The organism is Pseudomonas sp. Emmai (genome assembly GCF_055179735.1).
This window is the reverse complement of record NZ_CM143685.1, coordinates 52,405-70,873: the sequence shown is the minus strand read 5'-3', so window position 1 is coordinate 70,873 and position 18,469 is coordinate 52,405. Positions and strand designations below refer to the sequence as shown.

At 51.0% G+C, this 18,469-nt stretch carries 18 protein-coding genes; 17 read left to right on the top strand and 1 reads right to left on the bottom strand.

All coding sequences use genetic code 11. The features are described from left to right. Positions 1 to 8 precede the first annotated feature (8 nt). The 14 genes from ACY4LX_RS00340 to ACY4LX_RS00275 all read left to right on the top strand — a co-directional run bounded on the left by ACY4LX_RS00340 (position 9) and on the right by ACY4LX_RS00275 (position 14,323). Positions 9 to 2,081, top strand: a complete 2,073-nt coding sequence (locus tag ACY4LX_RS00340; RefSeq protein WP_463258880.1) for a type VI secretion system Vgr family protein — start codon at positions 9 to 11, stop codon at positions 2,079 to 2,081. Between the two features lie 11 nt (positions 2,082 to 2,092). Continuing rightward, complete coding sequence (locus ACY4LX_RS00335; protein WP_463258879.1) at positions 2,093 to 2,899, top strand: DUF4123 domain-containing protein; 807 nt, start codon at positions 2,093 to 2,095, stop codon at positions 2,897 to 2,899. Next, positions 2,899 to 3,450: a DUF3304 domain-containing protein gene (locus tag ACY4LX_RS00330; protein WP_463258878.1), complete on the top strand. Its 552-nt coding sequence runs from the start codon at positions 2,899 to 2,901 to the stop codon at positions 3,448 to 3,450. Before ACY4LX_RS00335 ends, ACY4LX_RS00330 begins: the two co-directional genes overlap by 1 nt. A gap of 53 nt (positions 3,451 to 3,503) precedes the next feature. Continuing rightward, positions 3,504 to 3,995 carry a DUF3304 domain-containing protein gene (locus ACY4LX_RS00325; RefSeq protein ID WP_463260664.1) on the top strand — a complete coding sequence of 164 codons (492 nt, stop codon included), beginning with the start codon at positions 3,504 to 3,506 and terminating at the stop codon, positions 3,993 to 3,995. Then, positions 3,980 to 4,534 (top strand): DUF3304 domain-containing protein, encoded by a 555-nt coding sequence (locus ACY4LX_RS00320; RefSeq protein WP_463258877.1) that lies wholly within the window; start codon positions 3,980 to 3,982, stop codon positions 4,532 to 4,534. The genes ACY4LX_RS00325 and ACY4LX_RS00320 overlap by 16 nt, the downstream gene beginning before the upstream one ends. Then, on the top strand, positions 4,522 to 5,145 hold the full coding sequence (locus ACY4LX_RS00315; protein WP_463258876.1) for a DUF3304 domain-containing protein: 624 nt from the start codon (positions 4,522 to 4,524) through the stop codon (positions 5,143 to 5,145). Before ACY4LX_RS00320 ends, ACY4LX_RS00315 begins: the two co-directional genes overlap by 13 nt. 84 nt (positions 5,146 to 5,229) lie before the next feature. Beyond that, the gene (locus tag ACY4LX_RS00310) at positions 5,230 to 5,850 is read left to right on the top strand and encodes a DUF3304 domain-containing protein (protein ID WP_133835370.1); all 621 of its coding nucleotides are present in this window, start codon (positions 5,230 to 5,232) and stop codon (positions 5,848 to 5,850) included. After that, positions 5,835 to 8,438 carry a T6SS phospholipase effector Tle1-like catalytic domain-containing protein gene (locus tag ACY4LX_RS00305; protein WP_463258875.1) on the top strand — a complete coding sequence of 868 codons (2,604 nt, stop codon included), beginning with the start codon at positions 5,835 to 5,837 and terminating at the stop codon, positions 8,436 to 8,438. The genes ACY4LX_RS00310 and ACY4LX_RS00305 overlap by 16 nt, the downstream gene beginning before the upstream one ends. A gap of 212 nt (positions 8,439 to 8,650) precedes the next feature. Further along, entirely contained in the window at positions 8,651 to 9,067 is a 417-nt protein-coding gene (locus tag ACY4LX_RS00300) for a lysozyme inhibitor LprI family protein (RefSeq protein WP_463258874.1), read from the top strand. A 41-nt stretch (positions 9,068 to 9,108) separates the two neighbouring features. Next, positions 9,109 to 10,173, top strand: coding sequence for an XAC2610-related protein (locus ACY4LX_RS00295; protein ID WP_463260663.1), 1,065 nt, complete (start codon positions 9,109 to 9,111; stop codon positions 10,171 to 10,173). Positions 10,174 to 10,297: 124 nt separating this feature from the next. Beyond that, entirely contained in the window at positions 10,298 to 11,134 is an 837-nt protein-coding gene (locus ACY4LX_RS00290; protein ID WP_463258873.1) for a PoNe immunity protein domain-containing protein, read from the top strand. Continuing rightward, complete coding sequence (locus ACY4LX_RS00285) at positions 11,134 to 11,952, top strand: PoNe immunity protein domain-containing protein (RefSeq protein WP_463258872.1); 819 nt, start codon at positions 11,134 to 11,136, stop codon at positions 11,950 to 11,952. Before ACY4LX_RS00290 ends, ACY4LX_RS00285 begins: the two co-directional genes overlap by 1 nt. Positions 11,953 to 11,958: 6 nt before the next feature. Then, the gene (locus ACY4LX_RS00280) at positions 11,959 to 12,795 is read left to right on the top strand and encodes a hypothetical protein (protein ID WP_463258871.1); all 837 of its coding nucleotides are present in this window, start codon (positions 11,959 to 11,961) and stop codon (positions 12,793 to 12,795) included. 286 nt (positions 12,796 to 13,081) lie between these two features. Then, the gene (locus ACY4LX_RS00275; protein ID WP_463258870.1) at positions 13,082 to 14,323 is read left to right on the top strand and encodes a tetratricopeptide repeat protein; all 1,242 of its coding nucleotides are present in this window, start codon (positions 13,082 to 13,084) and stop codon (positions 14,321 to 14,323) included. 51 nt (positions 14,324 to 14,374) lie between these two features. Here ACY4LX_RS00275 and ACY4LX_RS00270 read toward each other — a convergent pair whose 3' ends face one another. Continuing rightward, the gene (locus ACY4LX_RS00270; RefSeq protein ID WP_463258869.1) at positions 14,375 to 14,764 is read right to left on the bottom strand and encodes a DUF6124 family protein; all 390 of its coding nucleotides are present in this window, start codon (positions 14,762 to 14,764) and stop codon (positions 14,375 to 14,377) included. A gap of 389 nt (positions 14,765 to 15,153) precedes the next feature. Between ACY4LX_RS00270 and ACY4LX_RS00265 the strand changes: the two genes are divergently transcribed. The 3 genes from ACY4LX_RS00265 (at position 15,154) to ACY4LX_RS00255 (ending at position 18,467) form a co-directional block, all read left to right on the top strand. After that, positions 15,154 to 16,425 (top strand): hypothetical protein, encoded by a 1,272-nt coding sequence (locus tag ACY4LX_RS00265; protein ID WP_463260662.1) that lies wholly within the window; start codon positions 15,154 to 15,156, stop codon positions 16,423 to 16,425. Between the two features lie 121 nt (positions 16,426 to 16,546). After that, on the top strand, positions 16,547 to 17,032 hold the full coding sequence (locus tag ACY4LX_RS00260) for a cell division protein (protein ID WP_133835374.1): 486 nt from the start codon (positions 16,547 to 16,549) through the stop codon (positions 17,030 to 17,032). Continuing rightward, entirely contained in the window at positions 17,025 to 18,467 is a 1,443-nt protein-coding gene (locus ACY4LX_RS00255) for a TIGR01777 family oxidoreductase (protein WP_463258868.1), read from the top strand. Before ACY4LX_RS00260 ends, ACY4LX_RS00255 begins: the two co-directional genes overlap by 8 nt. The last annotated feature ends 2 nt before the right edge of the window (positions 18,468 to 18,469 follow it).

Here is an 18,469-nt window from a genome sequence, read left to right as displayed (position 1 = left end):
ACCGACCAATGTTCAACCCAGCTAACGAAACGCACTTCAGCCTGACCGTTGAAGACTACGTGGGCGACCTGCAAGTGCTGTCGTTCACCGGCACCGAAGGCATCAGCCAGCCCTATCGCATGGAGGTGGAACTGGTCAGCGAAAACCCCGACCTGGACCTGGAAAAACTCCTGCACAAACAGGCGTTCCTGGCGTTCGACCCGCAAGGCTCCGGCATCCACGGCCAGATCTACCGCGTCGCCCAAGGCGATGCCGGTAAACGCCTGACCCGCTACAAAATCTCCCTGGTGCCGCAACTGCAATACCTGCACCACCGCACCAACCAGCGCATCTACCAGCAGATGTCGGCGCCGAAAATCATCGCGCTGATCCTCGAAGAACACGGCATCAAGGCCAACGCCTACAACTTCCAGTTGAGCGTTACCTGCCCGGACCGTGATTACTGCGTGCAGTACGACGAAACCGACCTGCACTTCGTCCAGCGCCTGTGCGAAGAAGAAGGCATTCACTACCACTTCCAGCACACGCCAAAAGGGCATTTGCTGGTGTTCGGCGACGACCAGACCGTGTTCCCCAAACTCGGCCAGCCCACCGCGTATGTGCAGGGCAGCGGCATGGTCGCCGCAGAACCGGTGATCAAAGGCTTCAAGCTGCGCCTGGAAACCCGCACCGGCCGCGTCACCCGTCGCGACTACGATTTTGAAAAGCCGCGCCTGCAACTGGAGTCCGCCTACAAACCCGACGGCGACAGCACCGAACCGGACCTGGAAGACTACGACTACCCCGGCCGCTTCATCGACCGCGCGCGCGGCAAGTTCCTCAGCCAACGCGCCCTCGAACGCCACCGCGCCGACTACCAGCAAGCCGAAGGCCACGGCGACCAGACGCGATTGGTCAGCGGCCACTTCCTGGAACTCTCCGACCACCCGCGCACCGAGTGGAACGACCTCTGGCTGCTCACCGAAATCCTCCACGAAGGCAAGCAACCGCAAGTCCTCGAAGAATCGGTGACCAGCGACACCACCGACAACAAAGACGACTTCCACCAGGGCTACCGCAACCGCTTCCTCGCCACCCCATGGACCGTGTTCTACCGCCCGGCGCTACAACACCCCAAACCCCGCGTCCTCGGCAGCCAAACAGCCCTGGTCACCGGCCCCAAAGGCGAAGAAATCCACTGCGACCAGTACGGCCGCATCAAGGTCCAATTCCACTGGGACCGCGAAGGCCAGGCCGACGACAAAACCAGCTGCTGGATGCGCGTCTCGTCGAGCTGGGCCGGCGACCGCTACGGCGCCATCACCATCCCGCGCATCGGCATGGAAGTCCTCGTCACCTTCCTCGAAGGCGACCCCGACCAACCCCTGGTGACTGGCTGCCTCTACCACAAGGAAAACCAGGTCCCCTACGAACTGCCCGCCAACAAAACCCGCACCGTCTTCAAAACCCTCAGCTCACCGGGAGGCGGCGGCTACAACGAACTGCGCATCGAAGACAAAAAAGGCGCCGAACAGATCTACCTCCACGCCCAGCGAGACTGGGATGAAAACATCGAACACGACCAAAAAATCCGCGTCGGCAACGAACGCCACGACACCGTCGAGAAGAACACCTACACCGAACTCAAAGCCGAAGAACACCGCACCACCATTGCCGACCGCAAGATCGAAACGCGGATGGACGATCACCTGACGATCGGCCAGAGCCAGCACGTGAAGCTCGGGACTGCACAGCTGACCAGTGCCGGGAAAGAGATTCACCTGAAGGCTGGGGACAAGATTGTTATTGAGGCGGGGATGGAACTCACGGTTAAGGCCGGGGGGAGTTTTATCAAGCTGGATGCCGGTGGGATTACGGTGGTTGGGCCGGTGATCAAGATCAATGCCGGTGGGTCGGCGGGGAGTGGGACCGGGATTGGGATCAAGCCGCCGGTGCTGCCGGGCGCGGCCGACACGGACATCGCTGGCGACGTACCGCCCCAGGCACTCGGCAACGCCCCGACGCCGATGCCGCCACCGCCAGTCTGCAAAGAATGCCTGGCCCGGGCCAAACGAAACGCCCAGGCCCTGGCCGCGCGATAAAGGACGACTTCATGACCACAAGCAACCTGCACTGGCTCGACGAGTTATGGGTCAACGCCCAGCAACTGCAACACCAGCACCTCGACCTGCTGATCGACGCCACCAGCCTCGACTACCCGCTGCTGCAAGAACTGGCAGAGCAAACCGACGCGCCACAATTGGCCAAACTGTTCGAAAACACCCCGGAAGTCGCCATCGCCGACTTCGGCCCGCTGCTGCTGCGCGTAGATACGTCCCAACGGCCCTGGCTGAAAACCTTCATCAGCGCCGTCGACTGCAACAAACACGTCGTCGCCTTGTTCAGCCCTTGGGCGTTCGAAGCTTTGGCCGATCACCTGCGCGGCTTCCTCCAAGCCCAATGGAATCAGGGCCGCTCGGAAGGCGTGTTGCGCTACTACGACCCGCGCATGCTACTGCCGGTCGCCGAAACCCTCACCCCGGCGCAAAGCAACGCCTTCCATGCCGCGATCATTTCCTGGCACTGGCTCGACCGCGACCAACGCCCACAAAGCCTGCCCGGCAACTACGTCCGCCACGCTGCCGCCCCACCCAGCGCCCCGGTCATGTTCGACCACGCACAAGTGGCCAACCTGCTCGCCTGGACCGAAGCCGACGCCTACCGCATCGACCACTGCGCCATCCCGCAGCACTATGGTTTAAGCCGTAATGAGAGCCTTATTCGTCATCTGTATCGCAGCCAATTGGCGGCGAACCAGAAGGGATTGAAAGAGCCGGAAGAGCGGGAGCCGTTTATTGATCAATGGCTGGTGGAGAACTCGGCGTTTGTGATTGATGAGCCGGTGAGGGCGTTGATTTGATGAGTGTGTTGGCGGGAGTTGCGGGGGAAGTGATGGCTTCTTGGCTGGTCCGTGGGTGGGTGTTGGTGGTGCTGGTAGGTGTAAGCGGGTGCCGCTCAGGCCCCGAAATGGTGTCTGAATCGGTGACTGGTTATAACCATACCTCTGCAGAAATTATACGGTTCAGTATCAATGGCGCTGGCGGTCCTCGGATTCCACCCAATCAGGCTGGAGGTGAGGTTTGCTGCGGCGTACTTCCTGTTCAATGGACTTCTGAACTTAGAGCGTTTATCGAATGGGACAAAGACCCAAAGCCATACGAATCCCTAGAGCGTGATCAGTACGGCCAAATTGTCAAAGAGGCCGCTATTCGCCACACCGTTGGTTATTCTCATCACTCAGCTACTGTAGAAATTCCTAAATACGCCGAAAAAGTGTGCGCTTTACAAGTTCACTTTTTTCCTTGCGATGAAGTAAGGGTGTCCACAACATGTTATACCCCTAACCATCCGAATTATCCTGACAAGGCGTATTTTCAGATTCAGGAGCCCACAACATGCCCGATTCTTTGATCAGCGTTTTGAAGGCTATTCGGCCTGTGAGTTTACGTGGATTTTTGCTGTGCATGGGGCTGTTGGGTTTGAGCGGTTGCCATACCGGGCCTGAAATGGTGAGTGCTCCTGTAGAAGGTTATAACCATACGTCTGCGAATATTAATAGATTTACAGTGAACGGCGCAGGGGGGCCAAACATTGGGCCGTTTGAGGGAGGTGGCAAACAAGTTTGCTGCAGTGCCCTTCCAGCTAAATGGAATCCAAGTTTGAGGGCAGTTATTGAGTGGGAGACTGATCCCAATGCCAGTTCGGAAAACAATCTGCCCCCTTTAGGGACGGATGAATTTAGGGCTGCTTATAAGAAGTACGCCGCTCATTACGTACAACATAAAGTGGTTGTTGAGATACCTCGTTTTGCCGAGAAAATTTGTTCGCTGAAAGTGCATTTTTTGCCGTGCGATCAGGTCCGAGTATCAACGACCTGTTTTACACCTGCACATCCAGACTACCCAGACAAAGCTTATTTCAAAGTCAAGGAGTCGACGATATGTTCGGTACTTTAATTCGATCGGTCGCTCATATGCGATCAATAAGTAGCATCGGTTTTCTGGTCCTATGCTTGCTGATTCTGAACTCCTGTAGCAGCAATAAGTCTAGGATGTTGAGTACGTCGGTGACTGGGTATAACCACACATCGGCAGCCATCAATCGGTTTACTGTTAATGGCGCAGTCGGACCGAATCTAGGACCCAGAATAGGTGGAGGCAGTGAGGTTTGCTGCGGGATGATTCCTCCCGTCTGGAAGCCAGGATTGAGGGCGATTGTTGAGTGGGAGAAAGACCCCAAATCAAATTTTCCAGAAAAATGGCCACCTCTTGGAACCGATGAGTTTCGTGCGAAGCTAAAAAAACATGCCGCTAATTACTCGCACCATGTAGCGAATGTTGAGATTCCAAAATACGATGTTGCAGGATCGTTGAAAGTACACTTTTTACCGTGTGATCAGGTTCGTGTCTCCGCAGACAACATTAAGTTTGGTGAGCCGGACTACCCTTATAACTACCCGATGAACATGGAGGAGCCGAAGGTATGTCAATATTAATTGATGCTATTAGAGTCGGGCGCTATTACGTGGCTTTGACATTAAATGTTTTCGCGAAAAAGCACTATTTGGCGAAAAGAAACGCTAGTTCTAAGATGCTTGGAAAAGCATTGGCTCTCTCATTCGGCCTGTTCTGCATAAGCGCAAGCAACGCTGAGACTGAAATGGTATCGGCACCCGTTAAAGGTTTTAATCACACATCTGCAGAAATTATGCGGTTCAGTATCAATGGTGCTGGCGGCGCCCGGATTCCTCCTAATCAAGGGGGGGGGAATGAAGTTTGCTGTAGCGCACTTCCCATGCAATGGAGTCCCGGACTAAAAGCGATCGTCGAATGGGATAAAGATCCAACTCCATATGGAGCCGTCAAGCGTGATAAGTATGGTCAGATAGATAAAAATGCCTATGTTAGTCACTCCGCCAAATTTTCGCATCATACTGCGACGGTTAATATACCTAAGTACGCGGCAGAGTTGTGCGCCTTACAGGTTCACTTTTTACCTTGCGATAAAGTAGGAATCTCCACAACCTGCTACTCCTATGATAATCCCAATTATCCAGATAAAGCATATTTTCAGGTTAAGGAGTCCAAGACATGTCAGGCTCTTTGATCAGATACGCATCTTTGCATAGCTATTACACTAGCTGTCTTGTCTACCCTACAATTGCCCGATGATCAAGGAGAAGCCAAAGTTATGTTAATATTAATTGGTGTGATTCAATCAGTGCGCTATTTCGCCAGGTTGTTGCCAAGGATATTCGTGAGGAAGTTCAATTCAGAGGACGGTATCGGTCCAAAAAGGCATGAGAGACTATTGGTCTTATTTGTCAGCCTTATCTGTGTGAATGCTTGTAGCGCTGGTCCTGAAATGGTTTCTATAGGCGTTGTTGGCTATAACCATACTTCTGCAGAAATTATACGATTCAGTATTAATGGTGCGGGCGGTCCTCGAGTTCCGGCAAATCAGGGCGGAGGAAGCGAAGTCTGCTGTGGCTTACTCCCGAGTCAGTGGAGCCCTGGAGATAGAGCGATTATTAAGTGGGACAAAGATCCGAAACCCTATGAGGCCCTTAAACGTGATCAGTATGGTCAAATTGTTAAAGAGGCTGCTGTTCGCCACACCGCTAGTTATTCTCATCATGAAGCGACGGTTGAGATTCCTAGGTATGGCAGGGATTTTTGTGCTTTACAGGTCCACTTCCTTCCTTGCGATACAGTAAAAGTATCTACGACTTGCCACACGCCGAGCAGTCCAAATTATCCAGATAGCGCATATTTTAAGGTTAAGGAGCCCACAACATGTTCGAATCATTGATCGGAGAAAATGCCCCTCCGCCGGCAGGTGCGTTAGTTCCCCCAAGCTTTCCACTTACGCGTCGACTGCCAAATGATCCCGGTCAATTAACAAAAAATATACAACTACAAAAAAAAGACGAAAAAGCGTTTGGGAATCAGCAGCGAGCACTGATTCAAGCCCAAGGGGGCGCGAATAGTGGGGAGCCATGCTGCAAAACATTGCATATCACATTTGCATTTGACGGTACCAACAACAACGATAAATCAGACGGAGCATCAACTCCTAATTCGCGTAGCAATATAGCCCGACTTTTTCATGCGAGTTTGGGGGCTGACGACACAATGCAGAATGGAGGGTTTATTAAGTACTACTGTCCGGGGGTAGGAACAGTATTTGCTGATGTTAATGAGTTTATTCCAGATCAAGAGGGGTTGGTTGGGGCGAGTGGTGGCGAAAACCGTATAAACTGGGCGCTCACACGATTGTTGGATGCGTTGAATCAGAGCATCGGAGTTGAAAGGCTAACAGGCGAAAAATCAAAATTTTTGCTGAAATCCATGGCAACCGGGCGGTATGAAAATATTCTGAGTTCAGGCAATGGAGAAAAAAAACGCGAAGCAACAATGCGATTAGAAATAGAGGATCTTGAAAAAAAACTAAAGCAGAGAAATAAGTCAGAAATAAAGCCACATATATTGGCGATTCGACTTTATGTTTATGGATTTTCTCGCGGCGCGGCGGAAGCTCGGACTTTTATTAATTGGTTGCAGAAATTAGTTCGTCGCCAGGGTGTGAATGGTGAAGTTGAATATCGTTTTGCGGGACTTCCAATTTCTATAAATTTTCTAGGACTATTCGATACGGTTGCGGCAGTAGGACTTGCCGACAGTGTGCCATTTGCTGCTGGGCATATGGACTGGGCTGACGGCACCATGCGTTTACCTGATGAGGCTGCCTCCGTTTGCGAGAGTACGGCATTGCCTGATGACTGCGCTTTTCTAAAGCGTTGCGTTCATTTGGTTTCTGGGCATGAGCAACGATCAAGTTTCCCATTGGATTCGATAAGAAGGCGTCCGAAATTATCTGATGGAAACCGTGATAAAAGTAAAGCTTCGAGTTATCGGCAAGGCACAGTCGAATACATTTACCCCGGAGTTCATTCGGATGTAGGGGGGGGGTATTCACCAAATGATCAGGGTAAAGCCACCGCTGGCTCCGATCATGTGTTATCGCAAATAGCTCTACAGCACATGTACGCGGAAGCGTTCATGGCTGGCGCGCCGTTGTTGGTTCCACCGCCGGCGGTGCAAAAAGAGGTTCACGACGATTGGAGGGCTATGTCTAGGGACGTTGAGCTTGATTTCATGATCTCGGAGACACTCATTAAGCGTTTCAATGCTTGGCAAGCACAGTGCAAAAGCGGCCCTTTAGAAGAGATGATGAAGCGTGAACAAGCTTTAATTACTGGATGGCGAATCGATCGGTATGCCGGCGGTGTAGAAAAACAATCGTTTTTCAAAAATGCTGCTCCGGATATGCCGAAGGCTAAAATAGATGCCTGGAAAGCGATTGAAAAGCGACACAATGCAGAAGTTGTTGCTGAAAGCAACAAGCTTCCTGTGCCGGTTTACTCTCAGGCTCAAGAGCAAGAGAATAAGCTGAATGTTCAAATTGTTGGTGGCCAAGAAGAAGTCGACAAGATGCTTTGGGAAAAGGTATTTGAACCACCTTTGGACCATCGACAACTAAGTGCAGCGGCTGCCGAATTTCGTCATGACTACCGACAGGAATGGGGGCCTGTGGAGGATGGGTTTACCGTCCTCGGTGTGGTGGATATGTTGCTGGGCGGAACTGTTTACTTGATAAACGAAGAGGACGAAGCCGAGGAATATACTTACTTGTATAAAGAGGGGACTTCGCGTTATCAAGAAATGTTTAGTACTCCAGGTAAACCAAGAGCAGGTAAAGAGGACTTGGTGGCACTCTTTGATGATCAGGTCCATGACTCTCGCGCCTGGTTCATGAATTCGGATGACAAAATGGGGCCTCGCGAACCCTTTACAGACTATTTCCGTATCCGGTTAGTCCACTTCGACAATGAGTCGAATAAGCAGTTATCACTATTGGCCACCGCCGGTCGAGTGGTAGGGGTTGGCATTGCCTTGGCTAGTATCGGTTTGAGCATCAAGAAAAAAGATCCTCGTATGTTGCTGGGACTGTTCTTGCCGTCCTTGGCGCGGCCGGTCCTGAGCGGCAAAGTTGGTCTTCCGGAAATCAGCGCCTTCGACCCGCTTACCGGTATCGCACTACCGATGCTCACTAACCTCGATTCATTGAGGTCGTTCACCAAAGAACCAGGCGACATGGTGGCTAAAGTCGCCGCATTACCCGCGCTGCAGCCGCTTACCGCAGCCAACGCAAACACTCCAGCCCTTCAGAAAATCCTGGTGGCCCATCAGGCAGTCGAAGCAGCCCGCAAGAAAGACGCTAGTGCCTTGGCAAGTCTGGTGGCCAAAGCGGCTAACGATGAGGATAAGCCCGGAGGTTGGATGGATATGGTGGCCGATCAGGCTGGTAAGTTGAACTCGTCTGAAAAGACTGTGTAACTGCAAAACGGCGGAGGGCGGCTCTTGATGAGCCGTCCTTTGCGTTTGTGTTTTCAGGCTGCAAGGGGACCAGGCTGCAAGGGGACAGATTTATTTATTGGATAGTCTAAGCTTCTAGCGTTCGATAAAAATAATCTGTCTCTTTGAAATCTGTAGCATGAGCCAACCTGGCGAAGAACCAATCAACTAAGCAAATCATCGACAGGATGACTATGAAATCGTTTATATTGTTTATTTGCTTGGTTTGTCCGCTCTTTGTCTTGGCGGGTGAAACTGATTGTGGTGTCGTTGCGTCAACTTTGGAATTTAATTTGTGTGTTAAACAGGCAAAGAATTCCGCTGATTCGAAGCTGAATGTAAGCTACAAGCAGCTTATAGCTAGGGTGGGCGCTCAATATCAAAGAGATGCTGAGCTGGGAGCAAAATTTTTGATTAAGTTGAAAGCTTCGCAACTGGCTTGGTTAAAGTTGCGGGACACTAATTGCGCTATAGAAGCTTTTGAATATGATGAGGCGATGCCAGCTTATGAGGTGACGGTGAACATCTGCGTCGCCAACATGAGTCCCGAACGATCAAATTATTTAGATAGTACCTTTCCAGTTAACTACTACATTCCTAAGAAAAAGTGATTCGATAAGCGTGGTGTATTCTAGAGCGATCCTTGCATGCTGTGCTCTTGTTTGAAGAGAGAGTTGATCTCCTTCCTATAATTTATTATTGCTATGGAAAGTATATGGGCTTTTACAGGGTTTTCAGCGGTATCTGCGTTCTCGCGATAATGATTGGACTATCCAGTCAAATCACATTGGCAGAGGATGCGCGTACTATCGGAGAGCTACATCCTCCTGTTATAGCTTCATTAGGTGATCAAAAGATTACAGTGTTCTTTTTGACGAATAATTTGAAAGGCAAAGTGGTAGAAACTCATGTGCCTTATGCGGAAATATTTTACTCGCCCATGAATGTTGCCAAGCCTTCGCTAAATTATGTGTGGAAGATTGAAGGCGAGCAGATTGCGTCGGTATTTTTCTATGAGAGAAGATTGCCGGATAGAGGGCAGAAGTCAATGTATGTGTTAGTGAAGAACAAAGTTTCAAATGCTGTGTTTGAAGGTGTCAGCTATTCGGTAATGGTATTGCCGCTGATTAAAAACGGCGGTGAGCTGTCTGTCGCTTTTTTCTCAGGCGACCAAGAATATCCTGCATTGCAGAACTGTAATGATGGTCGTGACTTAGCTACTGGAAAAGAGGTAGTGTGTCCTTACAAGGACGCAGCGAGTATTAAAAATTATTTTGCTTCAGTTGAGAAAGGCTCGCCAGATTCAAAAACTCCACCTTCTACCGCTGTTACTTCTTTTCATCCATCGAAAGAAGTTGAAGCCACTCTTGCATTGAGCGGATCTGTTTTAACGGTTGGTATTAAAAGCGGCTCTCTTACCGAAACCAAGACAATCGACTTTGAAGCAATCAACGAATTGCACATTCAAATAGACGATTTTAACTTCGATGGTAAAGAGGATTTCGCTGTCTGGCAGGTCGATGACGGGATGGGAACTTATACCGTTAGTAGGATTTTTGTTTATCAGCCTGAATCAGGTTCTTTTAAGGAACTGCGTCCTGATTGTGGTGATGGATTTGTCAATCTCCGCATAGAGCGCGCGCGAAAAACGCTAGTCAGCACTTATTGGGAAATGAATGTGCCCAAAGGGTGCGTTACCAAACTCCCTCAAACTTAAGATCGGCATTGTTTATATGAAAAATGGAAGATTTATTTATGGAATAGGATTAGCCATTGTTCAATGATAAATATGTCCATTTTTTCAGCGCGTTGAAGGCCTTGGTTAAAAAGGTTTGGTAGTCATGAGCAAACGACAAGAATTTTTGAGTGATACAAGGCTTTTAAATTTCTTTAAAATCAAAGAGGCTGACTTTGAGTTCGCCAATAAAAATATATTTGAAGCTGATTCACCAGAACAGGAAAAATCTCTTAGGGCTCGGTATTTTCAAGAGCTTACTCTGGATGAAATATTGATTCGTTACACGGCTGGGGATGCAATTGACAGTCTGGCTACTTTCTTGGAAAAGCTCGTCGAGCAATATCAGGAATTCCAAAAAGCCCTCGCGGTTTATGAAAATTCACCCAATATCCCCCCGCTTGATCTATGCCAGCTTTACGAATATGAGGAATGTGTTCAAGTCATCAGCTTGTGTGTATTGCTTCATCGAATAGATTTAGTGGTTCCCTTCGTCGCGATGTTTGATAACGCGGGTTATGCCGGCGACGATACGCTTCTTGAGGATTTGCTGAGTAAGGTCATTCCCAATCGTCAAGACGTGGATGAGTGGAACCACGAAACCTATACCCTGCTGGTTCATGCCATTTATGAGGAGGATGGAGAAGAGGCTTCGGCGCTGCTCGAAGCGTATTGCCGGAGCTGGTATTCCGCCTTTGAACAGGCACCATGGCACGATACTCATTTGATGGGTGACAAAGGGAGCTATGTTGGCTATTGGGCCCTTGAGGCCGCAGCAATTGCCTATCTGTATGGTATTGATGACAGCGCAATTAAGCACAGGGTCTACCCTAAAGATTTGGTCGACTATGCACGAAACTTCGTCACGACCAACTTTACGGGTGCTCCACGTGTTTGGGCAGGTCTTTCTAGCGAGAAAACAGGCTGGATACTCAAAAAATAATGAAAAGAAGACAGCAGTATATTACGGAAAGCTATTACAAAGTTCTTGTCGAATTTTATGACTCCTCAGAAGTTTATTGGGCTTCTCATCGAATAGAGGAAGATTTTCCGGGGCAGGAAGCATCTTTAAAAGCCTTCGAGATCAAGCAAGATTCATTCGGCGCCTTGATAATTAGATATACGGCAGGCGAACCCGTTGAGGCGTTAATTAAACCGCTTGAGCGCTTGATACAGAATTTTGAAGCTTATCAAGGAGCGTTGGCCAAGTATGAAGGTGTCGCTAACATTTCACCTTTTAATCTGGATGAGTCGCCAAGTGATTATGAGGAATTTGTTCAAATCGTAAGTTTGTGCATTTTACTGCATCGCAACGATCTGCTAGCTCGGTTTGTACTGTTGACTGATGCAGCAGGCTTTTACGGCGAAGATAAGTTGTATGAGGACTTGTTGCGTAAAGTTCTTCCGGGAAGAGCGGATCTAGACGGTTGGTTTCATGCTGTGTATACCCTGTTAATTCGATCGATTTATGCTGGTAATAAAGCCGATGCTTCTAAATTGCTCAATGAATATTGTGCTCAGTGGTATTCTTCGTTCGGTGAACTAAAAGCCGGTTGGCATGATACACACTTAAGTATCGATGGTGATGACGGTAGTTATTTTGGCTATTGGGCTTTTGAGGCGGGCGCCATTGCTTTTTTATACGGTATCGATGACAGCATAGTCGATTTAACAGTCTATCCAAGGGATCTGGTCGAGTATGCTAGAAATTATACTGGATCGACAGATCTGCCAATGTATGTATTGACGCCGCAAAGGTAGCCTTAAATGTTTAATCAGTATCACGCAACTACGTTGTTTGTATTGCTATTCGTCCAGCCTTGTGTTGCCACGGAAAAGGAAGCAGATTTATTTGTACAGATCAGTTCGCCAAAACCTAGGAAAATAAAAAAATGCTTCGGAATAGGTATTTTTATATTTGCTTTGCTCAGTAGTTGCATTGGTCTTGCGAATGCCTCCGATTTTATCGTGATTAACCGAGATGTGACCGGGGACGGAAATATTGATCAGATAAAACTCATCGACAGTAACGCCGAATTTTACGAGCTCATTGTTGAATCTGGTGGCAAGGAGATCTTGAAAAATGAAAACCTCGTACCGAAAACTCTAAAGAACAGTGGTGGGCTGGAAGTTTTTCAAGGTCTGTCTGTGGTGGATGGGAATATTTCTATTAGATATCGTTTCTGCAGTCCCTCAAGTAGTGTCTGCTATCTTAGAAATATCATAAGTAATTTTAAAGACGGGCAGTTTGTGTTCTCGCGAGAAGAGACTGCTTCAAGTGCGGATAAAATTGCGTTAGTCGGTACTTTTTATCAGAAGCCAGCCGTTCCCTTGAAGTCACTGAGTTACCAGTTTCTGCTGGAAAATAATGACAACGCCACGAAATTGTTTGCCAGCACCTATGGTCGCTGTGTGGTTGAAATGGATGGCGATTCGTTGGTGAAAATCTCGGATGAATTAGAGAAGGATTCGCCAAACGAATGGGTTCTAGAAAAAGGATGTGTTACTCCTGCATTGGTCTTTGCTTTGCAGGTGCAAAAATATTTATCGTCCAAGGCTGCTTCTAGGTATGGTTTGTCTTATTCAGCGTCAATGGATAAATAAACCCGTCCCCATTTACTTGAAAAGAGGCGGATTGTTTGTGGGTTAGGCTGGATCTTTGGTTGTCGAGAAATAAATCCATTTCTTTTTTAGTAAGCATTTACAATATTTGGGGCAATCAATGGTAAGTGCGAAGTCAATCGCGTTAGGGGCCTTTCTTGTTTTATTCGCTGGACATATTTCGGCCGATGCTCGAAATCTTAATTGCGATCCAGACTCAAACGTTTGTACTGTTACCTCGGTTGATAATTATTGTGGCTTGGGAGAAACGGCCAAAACCAGATGGGATATGCGTTCTGATCAGTACGTGCTCAGTTGCGAATGTAACTGTACATCGCAAGAAAATGCTTTTTGGCTTATCAACAAGTCTGACGACTCGTCTGTTGTCCTAGTTGATGCGAGTAAAATATTAACTTTTGCAGAGTTTGAGAAAAACAAGGCAGGAGTGTCAGATATTTTTGGCTTGGTACCTTTTTGTTCAATATCGTCGCAATCTCAAGGGGCGCTGGTGAGATTGAGCAAAATACCAAGTCCGGCTGGTGCCCCTCAACCTTATTGTTACGTGGTTGATGATTCAGGGATGCCGAATTCGTGCGACACCGCTGACTGTAAAACAAAAAAAGAACTCGTTCAGCGACTTGAGTTAAGTATCAAGTCCGAAGCGTTAATCGAGTTTAAGAACGCTACGGCTCGACTGTATCTTGATGAAAAGCATTTTCGCGGCTTCCCTAGGCGTTCATTTGTTGAACGTTATATAAAGCTCAATGGTTATTCTAAGTCTGATCAGCAGCTTTACAATGATATTGCCTACTACTGGCAACAAGCTGGGTTTAATGAGGATGCTATTTTGTTGTTTGAAAAGGTGATCACTAATAGTCCTGAGCGTGCTGTTGCTTATCTCAATCTGGCTGACGCCTATTGGGGCCGAAATGAAAAGCGGATTGCGTTGGGACATTACAAGAAATACTCGGAATTAATGGAGTTGTCGGGCAAGAAGCAAAAAATCCCGAAGCGCGTTAAGGAACGAAGCGAGGAGTTGGAGGGTGTGTCCGCTAACGCCGCGTCTTCCGCTCTGAAAGTAGAACCCTCATTGCCCGCTGCCATGGTCGCCGCCATCGAATTGGAAAATCATATGTCGGCGCAGGAGCTTCGCCTGGTACCAAACGGTTCGGTGAGTTGGAAGGGGAGTGTTGTCGGGGTGGCAGCGTATGAGGATTCGATAGGCAGTTGTTCGATTTATACCTATCAGGGCGGTGTTCTGGGCGTGGTGTTTTTGAACGTGCCCTGCAAGTTTAAAGGCCCGCCGAAGCTGAAATCCGACAGGAAAGCTGCGCTGCCGGATGTTGTGTACGAGTTGGAGGTTTTCCTGCCCAACCGTGGCGCGATGGTGAACCACATCGTGGCGCTGTATTTCGATGCTGAGAAAAACGCTTTTTGCTCAAGCAGCGCGCTAGCTGATTGGTATCTGTCGAAGGGGAAAAACAGGATGCCTGATCTTCAGGATGGTACGTGTGAGGTTGGGGCTGGCTGATCGTATTACGCCGCAGCAAGAAGGGGACACTAAGTCCCCTTCGTACTTTTACTACGCGGCGGCCCGATGTCCCTCAGGATCTGGCGAATCAATTTGATCCAGCGCTCGCTCTACCAACAAATGCACCCCGTCCGCCAATCGACTCAATGCCAAGGCTACCGAGCGGCGGGAGCCTTCCACGTCATCGGCCAGGTCCGCGGCGATGGCGCTGATGGACAGCAGGTCTTCGGACGCGTTGGCCAGGAGGGTTTCGGTTTGGAGGTCGGGGGTGACGTTGAACAGGGCGCCTTTGCGGGGCCTGGTTTTGGGTTTTGCGTCGGGTTTTGGGCCGAGGTGGTAGTCGAGGGCGCGTTCGGCGGCTTCGTGGAGTTTTCTGGAATCGAGGGATTCGTAGGGGGATGTGGATAAGTCGTCGGGTGGATTTGGTGTTGGCTTGATCATAGAAGTAATCCCGTAATTAAGGAGCCGACACCGTTTCGCTTGCGCTTCGAAAGAGGTGGCAGCTGTGCATAGGTGTGCAAGACCGGCGGGATTATCCGGCAGACCCGAAGGTCTCCCATACACAACTGCCATAACGGTTCGCGAGCATAGGAAAACGCACGACGAATTGCCATAACCATTGTGTATCCCACCGAACTTGCACGTTCGAGTCACCGATTTTGCGGTGACGAAGAAAGGTTATCCCTATGAATGCAGCCCGCCTAGTTCACGAACACCCCCACGTATCGAAGGAAATATCCGATGGTTTTGCAGGCAATGTAAGCGGATGATCCGACACTTTTAAACGCAGCCACCGCACAGCTTAAACAAGGTCTTTTTGAGTGATCGACATGGATTGTTTAGTTAACAAAAACCGCGCAGCACTGAAGGCTGCTTTCCTGCTGAGCCTGTTCCTGGGCAGCGCGCATGCATTCGCTGAAGACCCACCTTGCCCGTTCGAAGTCCCGCAAACAGATCTGAAGGTCGCGAGCTGCATGCAGGAAGGGAGCGTGAACATCCTGAAACTCGTGCCCCGCAACAACCCTGAGTCCACCAACGTCTTCGATAACCTGCCTACCTTCGTCGTCTCCGGGAAAAACCTGCCGGACATTTTGGCGGTTGTCGGCATCGACAGCGCACGGCGTTACAACAAGCTGATCGAAGTGCCTCGCGCTGAAGAACTCAGGGAGTTTTCGGACGCTGCGCCCACCGCAAAAGCGTTAATGCAGCAGCAAGGCTGGACGCTGTTGGACATGAAAAACGTTATCTACCCTGGCCCGGAGGATGTTGAGGGGTTTTCGTTAACCTGCAACACACTTCAAGCAGAAACAGCCCAGGGTGTTGTCGTGGTTTCGCAGTGCAACACCTTTTATGAAGAGGGTGTCTCGAGCCTGAAAAAACTCCTCGCCGGAATCACCTGCACCCCCGCAAAAAGTGAAGCCTTCCCAGCGCTGCAAACAGACTCGGGCGCTATCGTTTTCAACTACATCAAACTCCCCGAAAACGAATCCCAAGACCCCGACGAAAAAGCCATCGACATCGATTTCGTAAATTGCGCCGACGGTAAAAAGACGAACATCGGCGGCCTGCCATTTCTGGCGGCCACCGGGCGCGTACAAGCGGCTTTCTTCGCTCAGGCCAAACCCGACGCCGAGCCAATGCTGTTCGTCATTCATGCCGTCGGAATCAGAGCCGATACCGGCGTTAATTATTTGGGCGAGTACTACACCGTTCACGCGTATTCCCCTACGGCGAAGGGCTATGTGAGGGATGAGCAACTGTCGAACTACTTCGGCAATGGCGGCGATATCGTGCGCGATTTCGACTCCGAGGAGTTGGTCTACACATTCCCCTATAAAACCGCCGATGCCATCGTCGCCAAACTCAATTCCGCCGCTTATAAACACTGGGCAGCGGGAGACAAAGTAACGCTCACCATCAACAAGAAGACCTCCCTCTACAGTTCGCCGGTTTTAGCGGAGGTGACGAAGATGTATTTGATCCCGGGTGATTCGGTGTTGCAGGAAGGGGTTGAGGCGGGTTGGGTCAAGATCTTGTTCAAAACCCCCAAGGGCAAATCCATTAGGGGTTGGGTGCAATGCGGTGATACGGGTGGTTGCTGATTGATACTTCGGCCTATGAGTGGAGGCTCGCCACTGCCATTAATAAATAAATCTGTCCCCAATTTCCTGTCCCCAATTTCCTTTAGACTTGCCCCCCTCAAGGAAGCCCTCAGGACACGGAATGCCAGTCCCCTCAAATACCCTTCGCCAAGCCCTGGTTGCTTGGCTATCCGCCGCCGCGCTGGTGCATCTGCTGGTCAGTATCGTGCTGACCTGGGTCGGCCCTTCGGGATGGCTCGACGTCTACCTGCAAAACGTCGACTACGCCTTCTGGACGGACCTGCCACCGCGCGCCGCCCGCGAGCAGCAACTCTGGTGGCTCGCCGTGTTCGGCGCCACGCTGCAAAGTTATTCCCTCTACATGCTCGGTCTCGTGCGCATCGGCAATCGCCTGAAAAGTCCCATGGCCTGGGGCTGGTTGATCGCCGGCATTGTGTTGTGGGCGCCGCAGGACATGTGGTTCTCCCTGACGGCGCAGCTGTGGGTGAACCTGTGGATCGATGGCTTCGCGCTACTGACTTTATTGCCGCCGCTGATCTGGCTCTATCGCCACGACCGCCGCGCCGCCTCTTCAAACACCCCACCGAGTGACGCTGACCATGCCTGATTTTTCTCTTCTGGATTGGGCGGTCGCGCTGCTGATTGCCCAGGCCATTTTGGGTGCGCTGGATACGATTTATCACCACGAACTGACCGTCGCGCTGCCGTATCGGCACAGTGCGCGGCTGGAGTTGTCGATCCATGCGCTGCGCTCGTGTTTCTACGGGGTTCTGTTTCTGGGCATGGCGCATCTGGCGTTCCAGGGCACGTGGGCGATTGTGATTGCGCTGCTGTTTGCCCTGGAGATTTGCCTGACGCTGTGGGATTTCGTGGTCGAGGATCGTAGCCGCAAACTGCCGGCCATCGAGCGGATCATGCACACCGTGTTGGCGGTGAATGGCGGGGCGTTTTTTGCGCTGTACGGCGTGCAACTGGCGCAGTGGGCGAGCCTGCCGACAGGGCTGACCGCGATTGATTTCGGCTGGCGTGGTTGGTTGCTGACGTTGTTCGCCATTGGCGTGACGGCCTCTGGGATTCGCGATGGCTTGGCGGCGTTGCGCATGCAGCGCGAAGGCAAACCGTCGAACCCGTTCGCGGGTGGCACTTATAAGCGCGTGCTGGTGACCGGTGGCACCGGGTTTATCGGTGAAGTGCTGGTCAATCAATTGCTCGACGCCGGTCATACGGTCAGCGTCTTGGCGCGTGATCCGTTGAAAGCGGCGTACCTGTTTGATGGTCGCGCCCGGTGCGTGCGTTCCCTGAGCAAGCTCGGCTACAACGAGACGTTCGACGTGGTGATCAACCTCGCGGGCGCACCGGTCGCCGGGCCGCGTTGGAGTGAGAAACGCCAGGCGCAATTGATCGCCAGTCGGGTCAACACCACCGAAGCGCTGATGACCTGGCTGAAGAACGCCAAACACAAACCGGCGCTGTGGATTCAGGCCTCGGCCATCGGTTTTTACGGCGTGCGCGATGCCAGCGAAAGCCTGGATGAAGGCGCGAGCAAGGGCGACGGTTTCATGGCTGAGTTGTGCGCCCAGTGGGAAGCCGCCGCGCAACCGGCCACCGAGTTCGGCGTGCGTCAGGTGGTGCTGCGCTTGGGCGTGGTGTTCGGCCCGGGCGGCGCGTTGTTGCCGTTGCTGATTCCGTTTCGCCTGGGGTTCGGCGGGCGCATGGGCGATGGGCAGCAGATCATGAGTTGGGTGCATCGCGACGATGTGATTCAAGTGATCGCCCGTGCCTTCGATGACAACAGCTTGAGCGGCACGTACAACCTGGTGGCGCCGGATGCGGTGAGTCAGGGCGTGTTCGCCAGCCGCGTCGGTAAAGCCCTGAAGCGCCCGGTGTGGTTCCACATTCCCGCCGCGCCCGTACGCGCACTGGCCGGCGAGATGGCGCAGTTGTTTTTCGATGGGCAACGGGTGGTGCCGAGCCGATTGACCGAGGCCGGCTACACCTTCCGTTACCCGACCCTCGACGCTGCCTTGCGCGACCTGACCTGAGG